This window comes from Novosphingobium clariflavum (assembly GCF_026420865.1).
GTDB classification, from domain to species: Bacteria; Pseudomonadota; Alphaproteobacteria; order Sphingomonadales; family Sphingomonadaceae; genus Novosphingobium; species Novosphingobium clariflavum.
In genome coordinates this window covers 95,227-118,894 of the sequence record NZ_JAPCWC010000012.1, presented here as the reverse complement: position 1 = coordinate 118,894, position 23,668 = coordinate 95,227, and the positions used below count along the sequence as shown (strand labels likewise).

Here is a 23,668-nt window from a genome sequence, read left to right as displayed (position 1 = left end):
TCACTTTCCCAAAAAACGCCGGTTTTCGGGATTTTCAGCCCCGACTGAATTGGCCATGCCGCATTGCCGGCAGCCCTGAGCCAGACTTCCATGCAGCTCCCGCTGGGATTGGCATGTCATCAGGACCTGGGCGGCGCAGAAGCGGCCGCGACAAAATGCCCTCTGACATAGACGGGCCGCCCGTCGCGCAGCAGCCTCGGGTCACGGAATGATCGTGGCGCCGGCTACAGGAAATTGCTTCATGCCCCTCACCGTCCGAATCCTCATAGCGTGTGATCGCGCCGGTAAGTTCCCAGGTTTCCAGGGAGCTTCGTTCAACCGAGGTCCTGGCAAGGTGAGCCGAAGCCAGGGTATCTTTCCAGAAGATACGTTATCTCATTACTAAAGCATCGCGGGTCGCCAGGGAGCTTTCGTGAACAACGGTCGGGTCATGCCGGTAAACGGCACATGGGGTTCTGTTGCCAGAGCCATCGTCAAAAACGTCGTCGCCAAACAAGGCCAAACGCTTTGCCGCGGCCTGCTGGTTCTGCTGGTCGCCGTCGGCTTAACAAGCCCAGCCATGGCTGCACCGCTGCAATGCGTTCCTTATGCACGTGAGCATTCGGGTATCGAGATCCACGGTGATGCCTGGTCCTGGTGGAACCAGGCCAAGGGCATCTACCGCCGCGGTAGTGTGCCGCGAGTTGGCGCGGTCGTCGCAATGGCGCCGTCGTCGGCGATGCCGCTCGGCCATGTCGCCGTGGTCCAGAAAGTCGTCGACGAGCGCCACATCCTGCTCGACCATGCCAACTGGTCTTCACCCGGCATGATCGAACATGGCGCTCTGGCCGAAGACGTCTCTGCCGCAGGAGACTGGAGCGAGGTTCGCGTCTGGTATGCCCCTTCGCGAGCGCTGGGTTCGCGCGTGAATCCGGTCTTCGGGTTCATCTATCCCCAGGGCAGCGACACCCGCACCGAAATCGCGGCGGCCGACAGCGACAACAGCGCCTCCTGACCGGTTCCAGCGCTCAGAACCTGCGCCGCAGCTCCACGAACCAGCTTCGCGCATTGCCGAGGTAGGCCCCCTTGGCGCCGGTGAAGCCGGATACCGCGTAATACTTGTCGAAGATGTTCTCGATCCGGAACTTGACCTCGGCAAAGCCGAAATCATGCGAGATCGTGGCATCGAACACCGTGAACGGCTTCAGCCTGTCACCCGAGCGATCGATCTGATCGGAAACATACTGGCCGCCAAAGGCAAATGCCGTCTCGATCGCCTGCACCTGGTAACGCGTCCAGAAACCGGCCTGATGGTGCGGCGTGTTGGGAAAACGATCGCCTACCGAATTGTCGATCGACTGGCCTTCGGCAGTCCCGGTAATGCGGGTGTCATTATAGGCATAGTTCAGCGAGACCACCCAGTCACGGGTTACGTCCGCGGTTACCGTGGCCTCGACGCCCTTACTGGTCACCTCGCCGATCGGCGCCAACTGGTCGACTCCGTTCACGGCGTCCTGGCTATCGTCGATCTGCAGCACGTTGCGGCGAACGATGCGATAGGCCGCCAGCGTCGTCTGGATGCGACCATTCAGCAGGTCGGTCTTTATGCCCGCCTCGATCTGGTTGCCGGTTTCAGCAGCGAACGGGCCGCCGGCAAGCGGTGACTGGTCTGACACGTCTTGGGGTTCGAAAGCCTGGGACCAACTTACATAGAGCGACACGTCCCTGCGCGGTTTGTAGATCGCGCCCGTCCGCCAGGTAGTGGCGGCCGAACTGGCACTGTCGCCGGCAATGTAATCGTTGTCATCGAACCAGTCGCGACGCACGCCGCCGACCAGGATGACATGCTCGCCGATGCCCAGCTGTTCCTGCAGGTAAACGCCGCGGCGCAGCGCACGCGCATCGGTGTAGGACGGGGTGACGCCCGAAAGATCGGGCTTGGAGGAATCGCTGTAATCGGGATCGATCAGCGAGAGCGCCGAAACGTTGCGGGTGGCGTAGTTCTGGCCGGTCGAATCCTCGCGGTACCAATCCCCGCCAAGCAGCACGGTATGCTCGAACACGCCGGTAGTGAACTTGCCGACCAGGTTGGCGCCCAGCGACAACCCTTCGACATGGCGGTGCTGCTTGCGGAACTCGCGGGTGACGGTGTCGTACACGCCGTCGCCGTCGGTATCGCGCAAGGCTACCGGCTCGTGGTATTCCTGATCTTCGTTGTAGCGGAACCACCGCCCGGCGACATTGAACGAGATCGCATCGGACAGCTTGCTGTCGAGCCGCGCCTGCGTGACGAGGCCGTTGTAGCGGATGAAGTCACCCGGATCGTTGTGATTCCAGCTGCGGTAGGTGAGGAAGTTGCCGTCCGCGTCGATCGGAATGCCGCGCAGGCGGTTGCCGGGCAGGTCCTGATCGTAGTCGGTCACCTGCACCGTCAGCTTGGTGTCGTCCGAAATCCTGGCGGTGAGCCCGCCGTCGGCCACCAGCGTCCGGCTGCTCGCGTGGGCGCGGTAGCTATCGTAGTCCTCATAAAACAAGCCCGCGCGCGCCGACATCACACCGTCCTTGTCGAGCGGACTGGTCACGTCGAACGAGCCGCCATAACGATTGCGCCCGCCCACGATGGCGCGCATGTTTGCGGCGAACTGATCGGAAGGCTTCTTGGTCACGTAGTTGATCGTGCCGCCCGGCGAACCGGCACCATAGAGCATGCCCGCCGGCCCCTTGAGGAACTCGACGCGATCGATGGTGAAGAGTTGGGGGACCGAGAAGGTCTGGAACGGGTCGCCGCGCAGCCCGTCATAATACGTCACGTCCTGGCTGAAGCCGCGATAGGTGACGGTCGCGTAGTTGTTGGCACTCACACCCGGCACGTTGCGATAGAGATCGCGGATGTCGCGCGCGCCCTGGTCCTCGATCATATCCGAATTGATGACCTGCACCGATTGCGGCACATCCAGGGGATCGGCGGCGATCTTGCCCACTTCGGTCTCGGTGACGCGGTAGAGCGTCTGCGCGCGGGCGGTGACGACGATCGTCTCCCCCTCGTTGCCACCACCGATTTCCGCCGCTTCCTCGGCGTGGGCGGGCATGAGCCCGGTCATGCCGAGCGCAGGCAGGATCAAGGGCAGGTGCGACACGAAACGGGGGGAAAGCATTGGAGGAGATCCTCGAAAACACATAGGAGACTGCGGGCCTGTACCCGCAGGCGATCAGTAGATGTCGCGGAGGTAGAGGCCCGCTTCGGCCATCGCGTCGAGGCGGTCTTCGCCAAGTGCCATGCGCAGAGCAGCATCGACCGCCGGGGCCATGCCCTGCAAGCTGCCGCACACGAGAATAGCCGCGCCCCGGTCCGCCCATTCGGCGATGTCCGGTGCGGCATCGGCAACCAGGTCCTGCACGTAGCGCCCGCAATCGGCATCCCGTGACCAGGCGCGGTCGAGCCGGGTCAGGGTGCCGTCCGCCAGCCAGTCTTCGAGTTCATCGGCGAGCAGCGTGTCATGGGCCCGGCTTCGCTCACCGAACAGCAGCCAGTGGCCGCCCTGCCCGTTGCAGGCTGCCTGTCGCAAGTGGCTGCGAAGGCCGGCGATACCGGTACCGTTGCCGATCAGGATCAACGGGCGAGGTTCTTGCGGGGTATGAAAACCGCTGTTCGAACGCAGGCGCATCGCAGTCGTGCTGCCGATCCCGGCATGGACCGTCAGCCACCCCGAACCATGCCCGAGCATGCCGTCGCTGCGAGTGACCTGACGAACGATGAATTCGATGCGGCCATCGGCGGGGATCGAGGCGATCGAATACTCGCGGTGGCTGACTGGAGCACCCTCCACCGCCCCGCCGGGAAGCACCTCGGCGATATCGCCCGCCCGCCATTCAGCCGCATTGCCGTCTGCAGGCTCCAGTGCCACCCGGTAGACCGGCCCGCCTGCCGAGCCCGCGTTGAGCAATTCGCGTTCGACCAGGCGCCAGGGGCGGGCCGTCTCGCCGGCCCAGGCCCCGGCATCCTCGCGGGCGCCAAGGAGGGCAAGGTTGTGCTGCCAGCGCCCATGCGCCGCAGGATCCTCGCCGTCGACTTCAATCGTCTCGAACAGCGGCGTCGCACCGCCCGAGCGCAGCCAGCCGTCCACCTTGTGGCCGAACGCGCAGAACTCGGCATATTCGCGGTCGCCCAGCGCCAGCACGGCATAATCGAGGTGCGCCGCGCTTGGCGGCACGGCCATGGTTTGGCGGGCGAAGCGGCGCACGGTGTCCGGCGGTTCGCCCTCGCCATAAGTGCTCACGACAAAGAGCGCGCGCTCCGCACCGGCCAGTTGCCCCTCGTCGAGCGAGGCCAGCGGCACCAGTCTTGCCCCGCCGAGGGCCGCCGCGGTCTGCCGCGCAAGGCGCTCCGCGCCGCCGGTCTGGCTGGCGTAGGCGACCAGTGTCGTACCGTTCGCGCCCGCAAGCCCCGCGGTGCCTTCCGCCTGTGCCGCACGCTTGCGACGGCGGCGGGCGAAATAGAGCAGCAGCCCGGTCACCGTGAACAGCGGCATCGTCAGGCTTGTGATCAGGATAACGATACGCCCGGGCAGGCCGAATATCGCCCCGCGGTGGACTTCGTACATGCTGGTGGCGACAACAGTGCCAAGCGGCTTGTCGGCATAGCGTTCGGCCTTGAGCACATGACCGGCAGCAAGGTCGATGCTGTAGTCGTCGGTCATCCGGTCGTGCCGCGCGCAGGGCAGGAGCACCCGGAAACGTCCCTCCGATCCGGTCTCGGGCATCGTCACCTGAACCGCATCGAACCGCCCGCCCGTCGCCGTCATCAGTGTCGGCCAGGCGCGCGCCAGCGAAGTCGCGGCAGGCGCCGTTTCGCCTTCGATCCCACCAGCTGGCCGCCGGCCTTCATGGCCGCCATCCGACACCTTGCCGGTCAACACATATTGCGCGCCCTCGCGGTACCATTCGTAGGACCACCATAGACCCGTCAGCGCGGACAGCAGGTAGGCCAGCGCCACCCAAGTCCCTATCACAACGTGCAGCGCGCGGTAGAGATTGCGCCCGCTCTTGCGCCAGTCGAGCACCAGCCACGCCCGCCAGTCGAGCGCACGGCGCGGCCAGCGCAGATAGAGACCCGAAAGCGCGAAGAACAGCAGCGAGATCGCGGCGAATCCGGTGATCTGGCGGTCGATCCCGCGCGGTCCCTCGGGCAAGGCCAGCCAGCGGTGGATATTCTCGACCGTCTGGAAAAAGCCCTCGCCGCTCGCCTTGCCGAGCAGGCGGCCATCGCGCGGATCGACACGGGTGCGCTCGCCCCGCTTGCCCTTTTCGTGCGCGGCGAAGCGGACTTCCCAGGCGCTGCCGGCATCCGCGGCAACCGTGAACCGCTCCACCCGCTCGCCGGGACGCTGCGCCTGAACGCGCGCCAGCACCTCCTGCGGCGACAGCGCCGCGCGGCCATCCGGCGCAAGTCGGACAACGCCGGGGCTCAGCGCCCGCATGATCTCGTTCTCGAAACTCAGCGTCGCACCGGTGATTCCCATCACCGCAAGGACAAGACCCGCGGTGATGCCGAGGAACCAGTGGATTTGAAACAGTACCCTGCGCGCCAACTCGATCGTGCCCCATCGGCGGGGCCCAAACCCCGATTTTCGCAACCCGGCGCGGCTACCGTACAGCCTCCTAAGGGCCGCATCGAATCCGTCGCACCGGCGCGGCAATTAATGCAACCAATTCGCAATAGCAACACATGGGATTGCAAAACCGATCCCAAGCCTGCCGTGGCGACCCAACGACTCGCGGCCCCAGCCTGCGAGGCGGCCTAAAACATCGATATATATCAGATTTTTAGATCCGAATTTCCGGTCAAACTTGTGCCCGCAAGCGTTGTGTACTAACTGGTACACACATTCGATGACGGCATGACCGCTCTCGTTACTTCGTATCATTCGATGCAGGCTTGCCGTCGTCCCCCGATTGGCGGCACACTCCTGCACGTACATAGAAACATGAGGAGGTGCCGCATGTCAGGCACACACAAGCATGTCAGTACACCGGGCTCAGGCCCAGCCCGCACCGGAATAGCCACCAGGGCCTGGCTCTGGCTGCTCGGCGGCGTGATCGTTGCCGCCGGCCTTTTCTTCACCCTGGGCGGCGCCAAGCTGGTCAGCCTGGGCGGCAGCTTCTACTTCCTGATCGCCGGCCTCGTCCTGCTGGCCTCGGGCGTCCTGCTCATCCGCCGCAAGCGCGCCGGAGCACTGCTGTTCGGCGCGGTGTTCCTCGGCACCGTCCTGTGGTCGCTGTGGGAAGTGGGCCTCACCTTCTGGCCGCTGATCTCGCGCCTGCTGGCAATCGGAGTCGGCGGCACCGTCGTTGCGCTGTCCTATCCCCTGCTGCGCCGCGCCGAAGGGCTCGCTCCCAACTGGAAGCCCGCTCTGGCCGTCGCTGCCGTGGTCGGATTCGGTTCCGCCGCCGGCTTTGCCGGCATGTTCGTGCCGCATCCCACGGTTCCCTTCACGGGCACCGAAAGCGCGCTGGTGCCGGTCGATCCCGCCCATGCTCAGCAGAACTGGCAGGCCTACGGCAACACCCCGGGAGGCAGCCGCTTCGTCGCGCTTGACCAGATCACCCGTAACAACGTGCAGGACCTCAAGGTCGCCTGGACCTACCGCACCGGCGACGTGGCGATCAGCGACGGTAACGGCGCCGAGGATCAGGATACCCCGCTGCAAGTGGGCGACACCGTCTACATCTGCACCCCGCACAACAATGTCATCGCGCTCGATGCCGATACCGGCCGCGAGAAGTGGAAGGCCCGGATCGACGCGCGCGCCTCGGTGTGGAACCGCTGCCGCGGCCTGGCCTATTTCGACGCCAAGGCGCCGGTCCAGCAGCCCACCATGCCCGGCTCCACGCCCGTCACCGCCGTCACCGTGCCCGAAGGCGCGCCGTGCCAGCGCCGCATCCTGATGAACACCATCAATGCCGAACTGATCGCGCTCGACGCCGATACCGGCAAGTTCTGCACGGACTTCGGCAACGGTGGCCGCGTCGACCTCAAGGCCGGTCTCGGCAATGCGCCCGATCCGCAGTACCAGCTGACGTCCGCGCCGACGCTGGCGGGAACCACGGTGGTCGTCGGCGGGCGCGTGGCGGACAACGTGCAGACCGACATGCCCGGCGGCGTGATGCGCGGCTTCGATGCCGTCACCGGCAAGCTGCGCTGGGCGTTCGATCCGGGCAACCCGGCGCTGACCGGCATGCCCGCCCCCGGCCAGACCTATACCCGCTCGACCCCCAACGTCTGGTCAGCGATGTCCTACGACCCGGCGTCCAACACCGTGTTCATGCCGGTGGGCAGTTCCTCGGTCGACCTTTACGGCGTGCCGCGCACCTCGCTCGACCACAAGTACGGCGCCTCGATGCTCGCGCTCGATGCGACGACGGGCAAGGAAAAGTGGCACTTCCAGACGGTCCACAACGACCTTTGGGACTTCGACGTGCCGATGCAGCCGACCTTCCTCGACTACCGGAAGGACGGCAAGACCGTGCCCGCGCTGGTCTTCGGCACCAAGGCCGGCCAGCTCTATGTGCTCGACCGTCAGACCGGCAAGCCGCTGACCGAAGTGGCGAACGTCAAGGTCAAGGCCGCAAACATCCCGAACGAGCCCTATGCGCTCACCCAGCCCAAGTCCGTCGGCATGCCGCAGATCGGCGCCGGCACGCTGACCGAAGCCGACATGTGGGGCGCCACGCCGTTCGACCAGCTGCTGTGCCGCATCGCCTTCAAGGGCATGCGTTACGAAGGGCTCTACACCGCGCCCGGCACCGACAAGTCGCTGAGCTTCCCGGGATCGCTGGGCGGCATGAACTGGGGCGGTCTCTCGATCGATCCCACCACCAACACGATCTTCGCCAACGACATGCGCCTTGGCCTCTGGGTGCAGATGTTCCCGCAGACCAAGGCCCAGCAGGGCAAGTCCGGCGCCGCCGGTGAAGCGATCAACACCGGCATGGGCAGCGTTCCGCTGAAGGGCACGCCCTATTCGGTGGTGAAGGACCGCTTCCTCTCCGCGCTCGGCATTCCCTGCCAGGCCCCGCCGTTCGGCACGCTCACCGCGATCGACATGAAGACCCGCCAGATCAAGTGGCAGGTTCCGGTCGGCACCGTGCGCGACACCGGCCCGATGGGCGTCAAGATGGGCCTGCCGATCCCGATCGGCATGCCGACGCTGGGCGGCACGCTGGCGACGCAGGGCGGCCTCGTCTTCATCGCCGGTACGCAAGACTACTACTTGCGCGCCTTCAACGCGGCGAACGGCAAGGAAGTCTGGAAAGCCCGCCTGCCGGTCGGCAGCCAGGGCGGCCCGATGAGCTACAAGTCGCCGAAGACCGGCAAGCAGTACGTGGTGATCACCGCCGGCGGCGCGCGTCAGTCGCCCGACCGCGGCGATTACGTAATCGCTTACGCACTGAAGTGAGGGCTCCCGGAGCCTCCATCACGCCGGTCCGGTGACCGGTCCGGGGGCGGATTCCCAACTCCGTCCCCGGACGTCCTGTTCCACATCAAATAGACCCGCGCCGGTGAAGGCGGCGGGAAGGAGGGGGCCTTGGCCCAGCGTATCCACACTCTCACGCTCGCCGCCGGCGGTCTCGCCTTGGTCCTGCCCTTCACGGCGACCACGGTTCGCGCCGAAGACACCGAAGCGGGCGAGGAACAGCCTGCGCCGGTCCCGGCGCCCATTGTCGCCGTGCCTGCAGCGACCACCCAGCCCGCCGCCCCACCCGCCAGCGGCCGAGCCACGTTGACCGGCGACTGGGGCGGACTGCGCACCTCGCTCAAGCAGGCAGGCGTGACGGTCCGGGGCGACTACGTGTCCGAGACCTTCTCGGCGGTCGATGGCGGACAGCGACGCGGCACCAGCTACGTCCAGCAAGTCCGGCTCGGTGCCGATTTCGACATGGAGCGGCTTGCCGGGGTCGAGGGTGCCACCATCCACCTCACCGTCAACGACCGGCGCGGCATCGGCATCTCGTCCGACTTCGTGGGCAACCGCCTGCCCATTCAGGAGGCCGCCGGCGGCTACTACGCCCGCCTTACCGAGGCGAGTTGGGAACAGAACCTGATGGACGGCAAGCTCAACTTGCGGCTCGGCTATTTCGCGATGGGCAACGATCTGGGCGGCATGCCGATCGGCTGCACTTTCGTGAACGCCGCCTTTTGCGCACATCCCCTGTCAATGTCGGGCGACAGCGGCTGGTACAACTATCCCAATGCGCGCTGGGGCGCGGCGGTGCGCTACAAACTGCGCCATGACGTAATCCTGCGCACCGGCGTCTACCAGGTGAATCCGCGCCTCAACGACGAGGACAATGCCTGGGATCCCTTCGCGGGCGGCACCATCGGCGTCGTGCTGCCCGTCGAAGTCGAATACGACCCCGGCGTGACGAAGGGCAGCCGGGTACTCCCGGGCCACTACAAGATCGGCTTCTATTACGACACCTCGCGCGTGACCAAGCAGGGCGGCGGCGGTACCGTTACGGGGCGCCACGGCTTCTACATTCTCGCCGACCAGATGATCTGGCGCGAGGGCACCGGCAATCGCGGGCTTTCGCTGTTCGGCCAGTTCACCGCCAATCCGCAAGTCTCTGGGCAGATCACCCGCTGGTACGCCGGCGGTCTGGTCAAGACCGGCACCTTCAAGGGCCGCGATGCGGACAGCATCGGTCTTGGCGTGACCCACGCCGTGGTGGACCCGCGCCTGCGGCGCCTCCATGTCGACACCGCGCCGGTCCCCGGCAGCTACGCCTCGCTGCCCGCGGGCGAGACCGCCATCGAACTGAGCTACGGATTCCAGGCCAATCGCTGGCTGCTGATCCGGCCGGACGTACAGTATATCGTCGAGCCGGGCGCGTTCAGCTTCCGCTCGACGCCCAATGCTCTGGCGCTGGGCTGTCAGGTGCGCATGACGTTTTGAAGATCAGCCTCGCGCCCATTCACGGCGCGAGGCAATAGCGCCGCACGGTTTCCACCACCTGGGCCTTGCGGCGCTCCGCCACCGCCTCGCTCGTCAGATCGACGTCGAACAGCGCGCGGAAGGTGTAGCGGTTGGACACGAAGTAGAACGCCAGCGCGCTGATCGTCATATGCAGGTCCACCGCCTCGAGCCCCGCGCGCAAGGTGCCCTCGGCAACCCCGCGATCGATCAGCGCCTGCGTGCGCGGCAGTACGAGGTCGTTCTTCGCCTCATCCACCGCGCCGACATGCGGACCGCGGCGCATGTTCTCGTCCATCACCAGCCGCACCAGTTCGGGGTGATGGAAGTGATAGTCGAACGTCAGCGCCGTCAGCCGATCCAGCGCGGCAACCGGGCACATGTCCTCCAGCCCGGCGTCGAGTTCGGCGGAGCGGATGCCGCGATAGGCCTCGCGCATGACGGCGCGGTAGAGGCCTTCCTTGCTGCCGAAATGGTAATAGATCATCCGCTTCGAGGTCGCGGTAGCGGCGGCGATCTCGTCCACGCGCGCGCCTGCAAAGCCCTTGTCGGCAAAGTGCGCCGTCGCGATCCTCAAGATCTCTCGGCGATTGTTCTCGGTAGACTGATCTCGCTCCACGGCCCGCCTATGCGGCGACGGACCGCAGGAGGCAACACGAGAAAGAGCCCGCGAAAGCCGGGTAAGGCTTTCGCGGGCTCCGCACCGCCGTTCCATCTCGTCGGATGGGGCCCCCTTGATGCGCAGCTGACCTTGGGGTGTCAGAACCTTGCGGGAGTAGCGACGACGGTGCGCGGGGGGTCTGTACCGGCTCAGTTACCGCTGGCCGAAGCGCTCAGACTGATCGAGCCGCCGCTGTTGGACGCAGAGCCGGAGCCCGATCCTGCTGCCGCCGCACTGTGCTTTCCGGCCGAGGCGGTGCCGGAACCGCTGCCCGAACCTTGCGCATTGGCGGTCGAAGCCGTGTCCTGCGCCGTAGAAGCGGCGTTCGATGCACGGTTCACCGCCGCATCGCGGGCAGATCCGGCGGCCCCGGCCAGACGCGAGGCTGCACCGCTTGCCGTGGCGCTGGCATCGGGCAGCGCCGGGGCGGTCAGGTTGCCGCTCGACGTGCCGTTACCGGCGGCGGAGCCGTTCGCGGTCGTGCCCGAAGCGCCATGACTCGCCGCGCCCGAAGCCGCACCGCTCCCCGAAGCCGCTGCATTGCCGGCAAGCGAGCCCAACGTGCCCTGCGCCGCCCCCGCCCGCGAGGTTGCGCCCGAGACCGCCGAACCGGCAAGGCCGCTGGTCGCGGTGCGCGCGTTGGAAACGGCGTCGCTTGCCCCCGAAGTATCGGGCGCCGAAACGGCAGGCGTGGTCACCTTCTTGCTGGCCCGGCCGCTGCCCGAGCCCGACGCGGTAGCCGAACGGGCGCTGCGGGTGACGCTCATGTCGCCGGCTGCGCTGCCCATGCCGTCCAGCGTGCTACCGACCGAGCCGATACCGCCGCCGAACGAGCCGCCCAGCGCCCCGCCAAGGCTGCCACCAAGGCCGCCGCCGCCTCCGCCCAGAAGCTGGGCCTGCGCCGCGCCGGGAGCCATGGCGATTGCGACAGCCGCCAGAGCCGCGCCGAGGTTCGCCTTGCCAAGAGTGATGCTCTTCATCGTTCCGGTTCCTTTCCTCTACTCGTCCTGTCCGCCGCTGTGCCGAAGCGCCTTGCGGTGGGTCTGAGAGAGGAACGGATGGCCTGTCCGGTTTCATCCGTCGGTGCCGCGAAAAAATTCGAGGATACGGATTATCCGCCTGTTCGGCAGATCATGCAGAGCACCCCGCGCCCGGTCCGCCGCGACGGCGCCAGTGCCTCGCCATTGGCCGCCTGCAAGGCCGCTCCGGCATCTTTGCCCTGCCCCATCCGCGCTGCGATCCGAGCCGCTGCAAGCGGGGCAGCAAACGAGGTTCCGCGCAGGCCGATCCGCCCCTTGCCCGGCACCAGCGCCGTCATGTCCGCACCCGGCGCCGCATAGTCGAGATGGGACGCCTTGCCTCCCTCGATCAGCACTCGCCCGCGCCCATCGACGCCGGTGACGGCAACGACACCGGGATAGGATGCCGGAAAGGCCGGCGGTGCCGCCGCGCCGTCATTGCCAACGGCGGCGACGACCACGATGCCCCTTGCCCGCGCCGCACCGACCGCGCGGGCAAGCAAGGGATTGGCTGGGCCGACCAGGCTGATCGAGACCACCGGCACCCGCTGCGCCGCCATCCAGCCGAGCGCGCGGGCGATCGCCAGCGCGTTTCCGCCAGCCGGATCGGTGCCGTAGACATCGGCGCCGTAGATCCGCGCCGTACCCGCACCCTTTAGCAGCGAGGCAATGGCAGAGGCATGGTCGTTCGCCTTGGGCGCACCCGTGGCAAAGGCGCCTTGTCCCGCCAGCCGGTCTGATCCGGCTATACCGCCGTCTATCACGCCCACCGTGCCGCCCGTGGGCAACCCCATTGCGGAAGGGCTTGCGCCAGTCCTTGTCGTGGTGCCGCCCGAAGGGAAATGCAACTGGTCCGCCGTGATCTCACGCCCCGGCAAGGCGCGGCGCAACCGCGCGATGGCGCGCGCAAGCGGTTCGCCCTGCGGGGTCGCCAAACGGGCATAAGCAATGCCAAGGCCCTCGACCTCGCCCCGTTCGATCAGCGCAAAACCCGTGTCCGCCGCCCGCGCGAGACTCTCGGTATCGGGGTCGAGCAGCAGCAATTCGCCTGCACGGGCCGGTTCGTGCCGGTCATCCCAATCCACGCTGCCACGCCGGGCGGAGACGAAATCGCGCAGCCGTCCGAGCCGGTCCTGCGCCAGTTGGCGGGCATCGCCGACAATCGACGACACGCCAGAAAGCGAGCGGTCCACCACGTCCTCTGCAGCGCCGGACACCGCCCCCCGTGTGCGATCGATCGCAGCCAGCGGATCAATCCCGCCCGGCAGGCCCAGTTGCGCACCGGCGGGGACGGCAAATGCCGCCATAACCAGCGCGGCCAGCCCCGCACACATTTCAGACCTTCGACCCATTCCTCGTTCCCACAGCAAAAATCGGTAGCGCTCAAGGATGAAACGGTGCCATCGGGACGTTTCATCCTCACGGAAACGATATTTCGATGAGTACGCACCACTTCTGCAACGAATTGACGGCATTGCTGCCACGCTTGCGGCGTTTCGCACGGGGGCTGACACAGAACGCGGCGGACGCCGACGACTTGTGCCAGACGACCGTCGAGCGCGCCCTGGTGGCGCGCGGCCAGTGGCAGGAAGGCACGCGGCTCGATGCCTGGGTGTACCGGATCATGCGTAACCAGTGGATCGACGAAACCAGGGCCCGCAGCCGCCGCGCACAGACGTTCGTGCACGAGGACGAAGGCGCGAACGTGGGCGTGGCGGGCGACCGCGATGCGGAAAACCGCGTGGAACTCGGCAATGTCGACCGGGCGCTGGCGCGGCTGCCCGCCGAGCAACGCGAAGCGGTGGTGCTCGTGCTGGTGGAAGGCTTTGCCTACAAGGAAGCGGCAGAGATCATCGGCATTCCGCAAGGCACCCTGACCTCCCGCCTCGGCCGCGGCCGCGAGGCACTCTTGAAGGAACTTGGAGAACCCGCATGAGCGTGACCCCCGAAGAGCTCATGGCCCTGGCCGACGGCGAATTGTCCGGCGAAGCGGCCGCGCGCGTGGAAGCCGCGGTTGCCGCCGATCCCACCCTCGCCCGGCGACTGGAAGCGGAACGATCCTTGCGCGCCGCCCTGCGCGGCCAGCTCGATCCGGTGGCGGACGAACCGGTGCCCGCTGCCCTGACCGCGCTGATCGCCCGCACCGCGGCCGAGGACAGCGCGCACGGCGCGCCCGAAACTGCGACCAGCGCCGGCCACCCGAAACCGGCCGAGGTCGTCGATCTCGCCGCCGCAAGGACACGCCGGGACGAAGCCGAAAAGGCCCGCAAGCGCGCTGCCAAGGGTCCCCGCGTGCCGATCTTCGCGGATCGCCGCATGGGTTTCGCGATTGCCGCCTCGCTGGTGGTAGGCCTCATGCTGGGGGCCCAACTCCACGGCGGCAGCGGGCCGATCACCCAGACAAGCGCAGGGCTGGTCGCCTCAGGTTCGCTGGCGCGCGGGCTTGACCGCCAACTCGCTGCGGCCGAACCTGCCGCCGACATGCGCATTCTCGCCAGCTTCAGGCGCCAGGACGGCCGCTATTGCCGCGTCTTTGCCGGGGCTGCCACGTCCGGCATCGCCTGCAAGCAGGACGGCAACTGGCTGCTCGAACGCACGATGACGGGCGGTCCCGCGCAGACCGGCGCGTACCGGCAGGCAGGGTCTGCCGAGGCCAGCCTGATGGCCGCCGCGCAGGACCTGATGGCCGGCGACCCGCTCGACGCTGCGCAAGAGAAAGCGGCACAGGCCAAGGACTGGCGATAAGGTCACCTTGAACCCGGCATAGAATTGGTTTGGGCCCTTGCGGGTCCGGAGCGGCACCGCCCGCTTGACGGCCCAATGTCAATTAAATAAGTTGAGAAACAGGACGAGGGGATACTGGCTCGTCATGCCCACACGGTTCTGCCGTGAGGCCCTTCTCCAGTCCGCGGCTTTTGATCGGGAAGCAGCTTGCTCCGCGTCACCAACGGCTAAAGCGCGCGACGCTAAGGCGACATCGCCAGGCTTCGTGTTCCCCACCAGCAAGGGGTGATGCGATGCGTATCCAGGTTTAGACCACACCGCGATGACGCGCGGGGGCCGCTCCCCCGCCGACCTGTGCGCCGGCCACGGCGCACCGCACGATACATGCAAATTCACGGGCCAGCAGCCGCGCAAGGAATGCGCGGCGCGTGCCCTGCGATGCCCGCCTCCCGCATAGTCGCGGCCGGCGGAGCGCAGGCGCGTGCCCGACTTGGGGTTTACACGAAGATGTCGAATATTCTGGCTGATCGCTACCACGCGAAGATCGGCGCACTGCTTCTCGCCTCCAGCGCGCTGTCGCTGCCTGCCGTGGCCCATGCCGAGGAAATCGCCGCACCTGCCGCCGAACCGGCCACCGACAGTGGCTCGGGCGATGAGGGCACCACCATCGTCGTCACCGCCCGCCACCGCGAGGAGAGCCTGCAGGAAGTGCCGCTGGCGATCTCGGCCGTCTCGGGCGCGGAACTGACCGCCAAGCGCATCGAGCGCGTCAGCGAATTCGCCATCAAGGTGCCCAACTTCAGCGCGCTGCAGCAGAACACCCGCGTATCCGGGCTCTACGTGCGCGGTCTTGGCGGCAACGCCAGCAACGACGGCGCCGAGGGCGGCGTGGGCCTCATCGTCGACAACGTGTTCTTCACCCACGTCGGCTTCTCCTGGCTCGATTTCGTCGATCTCGAGAACATCCAGGTCGTGCGCGGGCCGCAGGGCACGTTGCTCGGCAAGAACACCACGATCGGCGCGGTGATCGTGCAGACCGCCAAGCCGAGCTTCGATCCCTCGCTCACCGTCACCGGCACCTACGGCAATTACGACGCCGCACAGATCCGCCTGAACGCCACCGGCCCGATCATCGCCGACAAGCTGGCCTACCGCCTGACCTTTGCCAACAGCTATGGCGGCGGCTGGGTAACCAACCAGTACAACGGCGACAAGCTGCTCGACAATCACCGCTGGTCCCTGCGCGGCCAATTGCTGTTCACGCCTACCAGCGACATCTCCTCGCGCCTGATCGTCGAGCATTACGACAGCCAGGAACGCAACAACTTCTACCCGGCCATCGGCGACGTGACGCAGAACCTCGATCCGAACACCGGCGCGGTCGTCTCTGCCCGCAGCGGCTGGTCGAGCAAGCTGGCCAATGCCTTCGGCTATACGCCCGACTTCAACGCGCCGCACAACGCCAATCTCAACAACCAGGACCGGCTTGTCGCCCGCACCGACGGCGTGTCAAACGAGATCAACTGGGACCTCGGCGGCGTGAACCTGACGTCAGTATCGGCCTGGCGGCGCCTCTATTTCCGCCCCTATAACGACAGCGACTACACCCCTTACGACATCTACCGCGCCGGCTACGACGTCGACGTCAACCAGTACTCGCAGGAACTGCGCCTCGCCTCGAAGCAGAGCGACGTGCTCGACTGGCAGATCGGCGCCTATTACCTGCACGAGGACCTGCGCAGCAACCTGCGCACGATCTTCGGATCCGATTCCGCCGCCTTCTTCCTCTCGCCCGCGCTGCCCGCCGCGGTCACCGACGGGCTGGAGTACGACCGCGACGGCCACCTCCACATCGACAGCATCGCCGGCTTCGGCCAGGCCACCTTCCACGTCACCCCCACCCTCTCGGTGACCGGCGGCCTGCGTTATACCTACGAGAAGAAGTCGGTCGACGTCGAGGGCTACAGCCTTGGCGGGGCAACCCTGCCATCGGCGCTGGCCGCCTACCGCACCACCCTGCTCAACAACCTCGGCGCCACCTCGGGCAGCGCGGCGGGTAGCTATTCGATCTCGGATTCGGTGAACCGCGGGTCCTTCGCCTGGCTGGTCAATCCCGCCTGGCAGGTGACGCCCAACGTGCTGCTCTATGCCTCGGCCAGCTACGGCGAGAAGTCGGGCGCCGCCAATACCTCGGCCACCGCCTCGCAGGCCAGCCTCGTCATCACCAGGCCGGAAAAGTCGACCGACTTCGAAGGCGGCATCAAGACCAGCTGGCTGGACGGCAAGGCCACCGTCAACCTCAACCTCTACAACAACACCATCAAGGACTATCAGGCGAGCCGGGTCGACAGCACCAACGCCACCTTCGGCAGCTACCTTGCCAATGTCGGCAAGGTGCGCCTGCGCGGCTTCGAACTGGAAACCGCCCTGCGCCCGGTCCCCGCGCTCAGCCTGAACGCCAACGCCGCCTATAACGACGCCAAGTACCTCGATTACGACGATGCCCCGGCACCGGTCGAGTATCAGGTCGCCAACGGCGGCGCCTCGGTGCCGCTCAGCCTGACCGGATACCAGATCGTCGGCGCCCCCAAATGGACGCTGCAGGGCGGGATCGACCTCGACCAGCCGATCGACGACACCTGGGTGCTCACCGGCTACGTCAACACCAGCTGGAAAAGCAAGGTCGCGCTCATCAACCCGCGCTCGATCTACGGCTGGCAGGACGCGGTGGCGCTCACCAATGCCGGTATCGGCCTGCGTACGCAGGACAACAGCTTCACCGCACAGGTCTGGGTCAAGAACCTCACCAACGAACGCTACGCCGTAGCCTATTCCTCGGCCTCGGCCTCCGCGCCGATCACCGAAGTCTTCGGCAATCCGCGCACCTACGGCATCACCATCTCGCGAAAGTTCTGACCGATGACAGACACAGCAAGACCCCGCCGCCAGATGCGCCTCGGCGCCTTCCTGTTCGGCGTCGGCCACCACGCCGCCGCATGGCGCCACCCCGATGTCGACCCGCAGGCACCGTTCCGCTTCGACTACTGGCTGGACCTTGCCCGCAAGGCCGAGGCGGCCAAATTCGACGCGGTGTTCCTGGCGGACAACGTGGCGCTGTTCGGCAGCTCGCCCGAGACCATCGCCTATACACCGCCGGTCTACACCGGCGAACCGCTGACGCTGCTTGCAGCGCTGGCGACGCACACCAGCCACATCGGCCTGATCGCCACGGTTTCCACTACTTACCTTGCGCCTTACCATGTCGCCCGCAAGTTCGCCGCGCTCGACCAGCTGTCGGGCGGGCGCGCCGGGTGGAACCTGGTGACCTCGGGCAGCGACGCGGAAGCGGCCAACTTCGGCCTCGACCGCCAGCTCAGCCACGACAACCGCTACCAGATCGCTACCGAGCATGTCGAAGTGGTGAAGGCGCTGTGGGACAGCTTCGCCGATGACGCGGTGATCGCCGACAAGGCCAGCGGCCGCTTCTACGATCCGGCAAAGCTGCGCCTCGTGAACCACGAGGGCGAGCATTTCCGCGTGCGCGGTCCCTTGCAGACCGGCCGGCCAGTTCAGGGCCATCCGGTCATCGTGCAGGCTGGCTCGTCGCAAGACGGCCAGAAGCTCGCCGCGGCCACCGCCGAACTGGTCTTCACCGCCCAGCAGAGCCGCCTTGCCTCGCGCGCCTTCGTGCAAGGGCTGAAGGACAAGGCCGAAGCGCTGGGCCGTGCCCGCGACGATGTGCTCGTGCTGCCGGGCGTTACCATCTACGTCGCCCCGACGCGCGAAGAGGCCGAGGCCAAACTCGCGCGGCTTCACGACTTTGTCGACATGGGCGGGGCCCTCCAGAGTATCAGGACTTTCCTCGAGTGGGACTTGACCGGTGCCGATCTCGACGCGCCGCCGCCCCCGCCTCCGTTCACCGAAGGCTGGCAGAGCCGCCAGAAGCTGTTCTATGACCTCGCGCTGGAAGAAGGACTTACGGTACGCCAACTGGTCTCGCGCATGTCCGCCGCACGCGGACATCTGGTGCTGGTGGGCACGCCGGCCGAAGTCGTCGATCAGCTTGAGGAATGGTTCGAGAGCGGCGCTGCGGACGGGTTCAACATCCTCGCCCCGATTTTCCCGCAGGGCCTCGACGACGTGATCGAACTGGTCCTGCCCGAACTGCGGCGGCGCGGTCTGTTCCGCCACGAATACGAGGGGCGCACGCTGCGCGAGAACCTTGGCCTTGCCCGCCCGGCGGACGGCTTCTCCGCCGACGGCGCCGCCGACAGCGCACCCGGCCCTGCGCTCACCGACCGAAGGAGCCATGCATGACCCAGCACGCCGAACTGCCGCTTGAACTGCTTGCCGCGCCCGGTGCCACCAGCCTGCCTGCCCATGTCGTGATCCGCGAACTGGCGCTGCCGATCGACGTCGTGCTGCTGCGGCTCGGCCCCGACGGCGACAATCTCAAGGCGCTGACGCCGCATGGCCGCATCCCCGCGCTGCGCTTCGCCGATGGCAAGGTGATCGGCGAAAACAGCGCGATCCTGCCCCTCCTCGCGGACCTGGCCCCCGGCACGGAGCTGTTCGCCCCGGTGGGAACCATCGAGCGTGCCGAGATCCAGTCGTGGATCGGCTACATCAATTCTGAAATCCACGGCGCCGCCCAGCGCGTGGGCAATCGCCCGCATCTCTATTCCGACGATCCTGCCGCACACGCGGGTATCCGCAAGGCTGCCCGCCAGCGCCTGCGCGAAGCCTATGCGCCGCTCGAACAGCGCCTGACCGCGCATGACTGGCTGGTGGGGGATCGTTTCACGATTGCCGATGCCTATCTCGGCGTATTTGTCAGCTATCTGCCACATTTCGGCGAGGCACTGGCCGGACTCGATGCCCTCGCCCGCTTCTCGGAGCGTTTCGAGGCACGCGCGAGCGTACGCGCCGCAAGGGCTTTCGAAGGCCCGCTCCCCTTCCCGGACCGCGCCAAGGCGCTGCTGGATACAGAGGCCCGCGTTTGAGAGGTGAATGACGGCGCGCAACACCCCGGTTGCGCGCCGCCTCGATCAGATCATCAGAAGTTCACGCTTGCCCGCACGCCGTAAGTGCGGGGAGGCTGGAACTGGTAGTTATCGCTATAGGACACGAAGTTCTGCTGTGCATAGGCCAGCACGTTCTTGTCGAAGATATTGCGCACGAAGGCCTGTACCTTCCAGCCGCCGACTTCCGGTTCGTAGCTGAGCGACGCGTTGGCCATGAAGAACGACGAAGTCTTGATGTCCTCGACGTTGAACACCGAGAAGTAGTAGCTCGACGAATACTTGCCATCGAGGTGTGCAGTGACCTTGCCGCCGGCCAGCGCGAAGTCCTGGTCGATCGACGCGGTGGTGGTGAAGGTCGGTGCATTGGGCAGGCGATTGCCGCTGATGTCGACGGGGTTGCCGTCACCGTCATTGGCCACGATGCCGCTACCGAACTTGGTGTGTAGGTAGGCGGCGTTGATGCCCACGCGGGTGTGTTCGCCCAGCAGCGCCTTCACTTCCGCCTCGGCGCCGAGGATCTTCGCGCTGCCGACGTTGAAGATGCCGCTGCCGCCGCTGATCACGCCGGACGTCTGCGAGGCCTGATAGCCCTTGTAGTCCGAATAGAACACGTCGGCATTGACCTGCAGCGTGTTGCCCATGAACGAGTTCTTGGTGCCCAGTTCGAAGGCGTCGAGCTTTTCCGGCCCATAAGGCACCGAGGCCGCGCTGCCGTTCGAGTTGAACCCGCCCGACTTGTAGCCGCGGTCGTACTTGGCATAGATCATCGAATTGGCGGACGGACGATAGTTCAGGCCGACGTGCCAGGTCGGCTGGTTCTCACTGAGCTTGCCGTCACCCGGCGTCGTGAGGGTCAGCGCCGGCGCGAAGGGGCTGGCCAGTGCAGGCAGGAACAGCACGGCCTGGCCCGCGCGCGACTTCTTGTCCCAGGTGTAGCGGCCACCGACGCTCAGCTCCAGCTGATCGGTAAGATCGTATTCGGCCTGGGCGAATACCGCCTGTGAACGCGTCTTGATCTTGTAGTCGAACTTGATGCCGTATTGATCGGGCTGACCGAAGCTCTCAAGCGGACCGCCGACAGCGTAGTCTCCGGTCATGTCCAGGTTGTAGAGCCCGGAATCGACGGTATTGTTTTCCTCGAAGCGGAAGTAGCCTGCCTGGACAAACAGGCGCGAGGCGGAATCGTTGCTGACGCGGAACTCGTGGTTCCAGGTCTTGGGCGTCTCGCTCTGGCGGAACTGGCGGTTGGCAGGATAGGACGGCCCGGTGGCATCGAGCACGTTGGTCCAGTGCTGCTTATCGTAGCCGCCGGCATAGACGAAGTTGAGATTGCCCGGCGTCGCATAGGCCAGTTCCCAGCGGATACGGTCACCCTCGAGGCGGGTCGAGGTGGGCGTGTTGTTGGGGAACGCATCGAGGTCCTTGAACGAGGGCTTGGGGCCGCCCAGGGTCGACTTGAGCTGCGCATCGCCGTTCACGCTGCGGGAATCGTGCTGGTAGGACACCCAGGCCGAGAACCCGCCGTTCTTGTAGAGTGCCTGGATACGGCCCGAGGCGAAGTTCTCGTCGTCACCCTCCTTGGCCGGTCCGTCGAGCTTGCGATAGCCGTCATGCGTGATGAACGTGCCCGACGCGCGCACCGCGAAGTGATCGCTGAGCGCCAGGTTGGCGCCCATCTCGCCGTTGAAAGTGCCGTAGTTGCCGACTTCGACCGTGCTGTAGCCGCCATTGGTGAACGCGGGACGGTTGGTGATCAGGCTGATCAGGCCGCCGGTGGAGTTGCGGCCGTTGAGCGTGCCCTGCGGGCCCTTGAGCACTTCGATGCGGGCAAGGTCGTACATCGAGGCGTTAATCGAGAACGGACGGTTGGTGTAGAACCCGTCCCGCGCGATCGGCACCGAAGGGTCGCCGATTTCGGTCACGTCGGTGGACGCGATGCCGCGCACGGCGACATAGGCAGCGCCTGCCGACGGCGAGATGTTCACGCTGGGATCGATGGCGGCGAGATCACGCACCGACGAGACTCCGGCGTCACGCAAGGCGTCGCCCGAATAGACGTTGAGCGCGATCGGAGTGTCTTGCGCCGACGATGCGGTGCGGTTGGCGGTCACGATGATCTCGCCAAAACCCTGTTCCTGCTGCTGGGCTTCCTGGGTCGCAGGCGCGTCGGTTGCCGCCTGCGCCTGGGCCATTACGGGCACGGCCAGCGCCGACGTCGAAAGAAGCACGAATGCCAGTCTCATTTCTCTCTCCCATACCGGCGCGTACCGTGCTGGCCGCACCTTATATAAAACCGGAATGCTTATTCTAATTAGTGGGAGAATCAGGTGCCGTCAAGCGGGGGACGCGGCCGTGCCGCCAACCGCGCATCACGCTGGAAATGCGGGACTTCGAAAATGGCACTGAGCCCTTTGCCGCGCTTCAGGTCGCGGCACGGCTCCCGTGTCCGTGCCGCCTCGAACGAATCCTCGAAAATCGCGGCGAGTCTCGCCTCCACGCGCGACGGTTGCACGCCCCGGCCATAAGGGGGCTTTATGGAATACCGATGAATTGTGATTGGGCCGACGGCCCAGGGAACATTACGGATGCTGGAACCGCATCGTCATATCTCCTTCGGGTCGCAACGAAGAGAACATCGCGCTTCCAAGCTGAAGCCCGTGCGGCTGGCTATATGCAGCCACACCCGCCGGATGCCCTCCCCCCGGCATCCGGCGCGGATAGGGCTTGCCTGCCAGACGCTGCGCCCCGTTTTCCGGTATTTTCGAGACGCACGCTAAGAATGCAGTGCGCAATTTGGCCCATTTGACAACCCGCCAACTGATAGGCAACTTTGCTTTCAGACGCATCGGGCAGAGCGGGGAAAATATTCCTCAGCTCACAGCTATAGACAGCATCGAGATTCACAGAGTTTTGATAAACCGCAACAACATTTTGTGTTGCGACAACAGCATTGATCGGATGAACTTTTCAAAAATGGTTCATCACATTATCAAAATAACTTATGAATAACGACTTACGCGATTCTCAAGTAGGTGAATACACCTGATGAATCGAAAAAAGCGGAAAATCAAAATCCTGGAGCAGTGAATCCGATAAGACCGGATCGCGAGCCGCTCTGGAAAGCATGTGCGCGTAGCCGATGCTGTGTGCATTCCACGCCCGAACGGGCTTTGCGAGGGTTCCGGCAATGGCCACGAAAGCGCAGGCGTCTCCGAGCGTATCCACGCCCTGCCCGGTCGCTTGTCCGGGTGCGCGGCGTGCTGCACCAGAATTTCCCCTGCTGCAGGACCTTCCATACCTTTTGGAAACGATCCCGATTTGAGCCGCCTTGCCCCCCCAACGGCTCAAGCGGCGCAGCGGGCATAACGCCCGCTGCGCTTGCTTTTTCAGGACTTCAGACCAGCGCTCAGACCAGAGCCAGAAGGCCCTGGGCGGGATCGAACAGACCCTCCCAGATCATCTTGCCCGCGACCCAAAGAATGACCGCAAGACCGACATAGGCGATCCAGCGATACCGCTCGATCACACGGGCGAGGGCATTCGCGGCAAGGCCCATCAGCGCAACCGAAAGAATCAGCCCGATGGCCAGGATGCCCGGATGTTCCCGGGCAGCACCGGCCACGGCGAGCACGTTATCGAGGCTCATGCTGACATCGGCGAGCGCCACGGCCCATGCCGCAGCGGCGAAGGAGCGCGGCACGGTCGCGCTAACGACGTCTGCCTCATCGCCCTCGCCCGCCTCGACGCGCAGCTCGCGCCACATCTTCCAGGCCACCCAAACCAGCAGGAGCCCACCCGCAAAGACGAGACCGACCAACTGCATCAACTGGGTGACGGCAAGAGCAAAGACGATACGCAGCCCCAGCGCGGCCAGCACGCCGATGAGGATCACCTTGCGGCGCATCGCCGCAGGCAAGCCGGCGGCGAGCGCGCCGACAACAATGGCATTGTCCGCCGCCAGCATCACGTCGATCAGCACGACCTGCCCGAACGCGGTAAGCGCGGCCGGCGAGCCGAGGTTGGAGAAATCGGCAACGATGTGCTGCCACAAGTCGATCATGCGAAAATAGTCCTGTTGGTCCAGGCGCCGCGCGCGGTCGCCACGAGGAAATCGGAATAGCTCCAGCGACAAGCGGCTGCAGCGATGGTGGATAGACTGTCTTCGTCCTCACGCCCCGGGCAGCCGAGACCGGTCAGGCCGGGCTTGGCGATACTGTCGATCACCGGCGGTTCGCGCGCCTGTGAAGGATCGCAGTCATCTGTTCGCGGGGGTCCGGGCCTGTCATGCGC

At 65.8% G+C, this 23,668-nt stretch carries 16 protein-coding genes; 8 read left to right on the top strand and 8 right to left on the bottom strand.

The window, feature by feature from the left end:
- Positions 1-412 precede the first annotated feature (412 nt).
- Positions 413-994, top strand: coding sequence for a CHAP domain-containing protein (locus tag OKA11_RS15600; protein WP_267221925.1), 582 nt, complete (start codon positions 413-415; stop codon positions 992-994).
- Between the two features lie 13 nt (positions 995-1,007).
- Here the strand turns inward: OKA11_RS15600 and OKA11_RS15595 are convergent, their stop codons facing one another.
- A complete protein-coding gene (locus OKA11_RS15595; protein WP_267221924.1) occupies positions 1,008-3,134 on the bottom strand; it encodes a TonB-dependent siderophore receptor in 2,127 nt (708 codons plus the stop codon).
- 54 nt (positions 3,135-3,188) lie between these two features.
- Positions 3,189-5,567, bottom strand: a complete 2,379-nt coding sequence (locus OKA11_RS15590) for a sulfite reductase flavoprotein subunit alpha (RefSeq protein ID WP_267221922.1) — start codon at positions 5,565-5,567, stop codon at positions 3,189-3,191.
- Between the two features lie 411 nt (positions 5,568-5,978).
- Here OKA11_RS15590 and OKA11_RS15585 point away from each other — a divergent pair, with 411 nt between their 5' ends.
- Together OKA11_RS15585 and OKA11_RS15580 are read left to right on the top strand one after the other, a co-directional pair.
- The gene (locus tag OKA11_RS15585) at positions 5,979-8,435 is read left to right on the top strand and encodes a glucose/quinate/shikimate family membrane-bound PQQ-dependent dehydrogenase (protein ID WP_267221920.1); all 2,457 of its coding nucleotides are present in this window, start codon (positions 5,979-5,981) and stop codon (positions 8,433-8,435) included.
- Between the two features lie 129 nt (positions 8,436-8,564).
- The gene (locus OKA11_RS15580) at positions 8,565-9,932 is read left to right on the top strand and encodes a carbohydrate porin (RefSeq protein ID WP_267221918.1); all 1,368 of its coding nucleotides are present in this window, start codon (positions 8,565-8,567) and stop codon (positions 9,930-9,932) included.
- 19 nt (positions 9,933-9,951) lie between these two features.
- Here OKA11_RS15580 and OKA11_RS15575 read toward each other — a convergent pair whose 3' ends face one another.
- The 3 genes from OKA11_RS15575 to OKA11_RS15565 all read right to left on the bottom strand — a co-directional run bounded on the left by OKA11_RS15575 (position 9,952) and on the right by OKA11_RS15565 (position 12,982).
- Positions 9,952-10,527: a TetR/AcrR family transcriptional regulator gene (locus tag OKA11_RS15575; RefSeq protein WP_267221916.1), complete on the bottom strand. Its 576-nt coding sequence runs from the start codon at positions 10,525-10,527 to the stop codon at positions 9,952-9,954.
- A gap of 233 nt (positions 10,528-10,760) precedes the next feature.
- On the bottom strand, positions 10,761-11,591 hold the full coding sequence (locus OKA11_RS15570; RefSeq protein ID WP_267221915.1) for a hypothetical protein: 831 nt from the start codon (positions 11,589-11,591) through the stop codon (positions 10,761-10,763).
- A 131-nt stretch (positions 11,592-11,722) separates the two neighbouring features.
- Positions 11,723-12,982, bottom strand: a complete 1,260-nt coding sequence (locus OKA11_RS15565) for a S8 family serine peptidase (RefSeq protein ID WP_267221914.1) — start codon at positions 12,980-12,982, stop codon at positions 11,723-11,725.
- Between the two features lie 86 nt (positions 12,983-13,068).
- On the opposite strand from OKA11_RS15565, the gene OKA11_RS15560 reads away from it, so the two are divergent.
- The 5 genes from OKA11_RS15560 to OKA11_RS15540 all read left to right on the top strand — a co-directional run bounded on the left by OKA11_RS15560 (position 13,069) and on the right by OKA11_RS15540 (position 19,357).
- Positions 13,069-13,566 carry an RNA polymerase sigma factor gene (locus OKA11_RS15560; protein WP_267221913.1) on the top strand — a complete coding sequence of 166 codons (498 nt, stop codon included), beginning with the start codon at positions 13,069-13,071 and terminating at the stop codon, positions 13,564-13,566.
- A complete protein-coding gene (locus OKA11_RS15555) occupies positions 13,563-14,375 on the top strand; it encodes an anti-sigma factor (RefSeq protein WP_267221911.1) in 813 nt (270 codons plus the stop codon). The genes OKA11_RS15560 and OKA11_RS15555 overlap by 4 nt, the downstream gene beginning before the upstream one ends.
- Before the next feature lie 486 nt (positions 14,376-14,861).
- Positions 14,862-17,270, top strand: coding sequence for a TonB-dependent receptor (locus OKA11_RS15550; protein ID WP_267221910.1), 2,409 nt, complete (start codon positions 14,862-14,864; stop codon positions 17,268-17,270).
- A 3-nt stretch (positions 17,271-17,273) separates the two neighbouring features.
- Positions 17,274-18,671 (top strand): LLM class flavin-dependent oxidoreductase, encoded by a 1,398-nt coding sequence (locus OKA11_RS15545; protein ID WP_267221909.1) that lies wholly within the window; start codon positions 17,274-17,276, stop codon positions 18,669-18,671.
- Positions 18,668-19,357, top strand: coding sequence for a glutathione S-transferase family protein (locus OKA11_RS15540; RefSeq protein ID WP_267221908.1), 690 nt, complete (start codon positions 18,668-18,670; stop codon positions 19,355-19,357). Before OKA11_RS15545 ends, OKA11_RS15540 begins: the two co-directional genes overlap by 4 nt.
- Positions 19,358-19,410: 53 nt before the next feature.
- Here OKA11_RS15540 and OKA11_RS15535 read toward each other — a convergent pair whose 3' ends face one another.
- The 3 genes from OKA11_RS15535 to OKA11_RS15525 all read right to left on the bottom strand — a co-directional run bounded on the left by OKA11_RS15535 (position 19,411) and on the right by OKA11_RS15525 (position 23,602).
- On the bottom strand, positions 19,411-21,621 hold the full coding sequence (locus OKA11_RS15535; protein WP_267221907.1) for a TonB-dependent receptor: 2,211 nt from the start codon (positions 21,619-21,621) through the stop codon (positions 19,411-19,413).
- Between the two features lie 1,163 nt (positions 21,622-22,784).
- Positions 22,785-23,438 carry a YjbE family putative metal transport protein gene (locus OKA11_RS15530; RefSeq protein WP_267221906.1) on the bottom strand — a complete coding sequence of 218 codons (654 nt, stop codon included), beginning with the start codon at positions 23,436-23,438 and terminating at the stop codon, positions 22,785-22,787.
- Positions 23,435-23,602, bottom strand: a complete 168-nt coding sequence (locus OKA11_RS15525; protein ID WP_267221905.1) for a hypothetical protein — start codon at positions 23,600-23,602, stop codon at positions 23,435-23,437. Before OKA11_RS15525 ends, OKA11_RS15530 begins: the two co-directional genes overlap by 4 nt.
- Positions 23,603-23,668 lie beyond the last annotated feature (66 nt).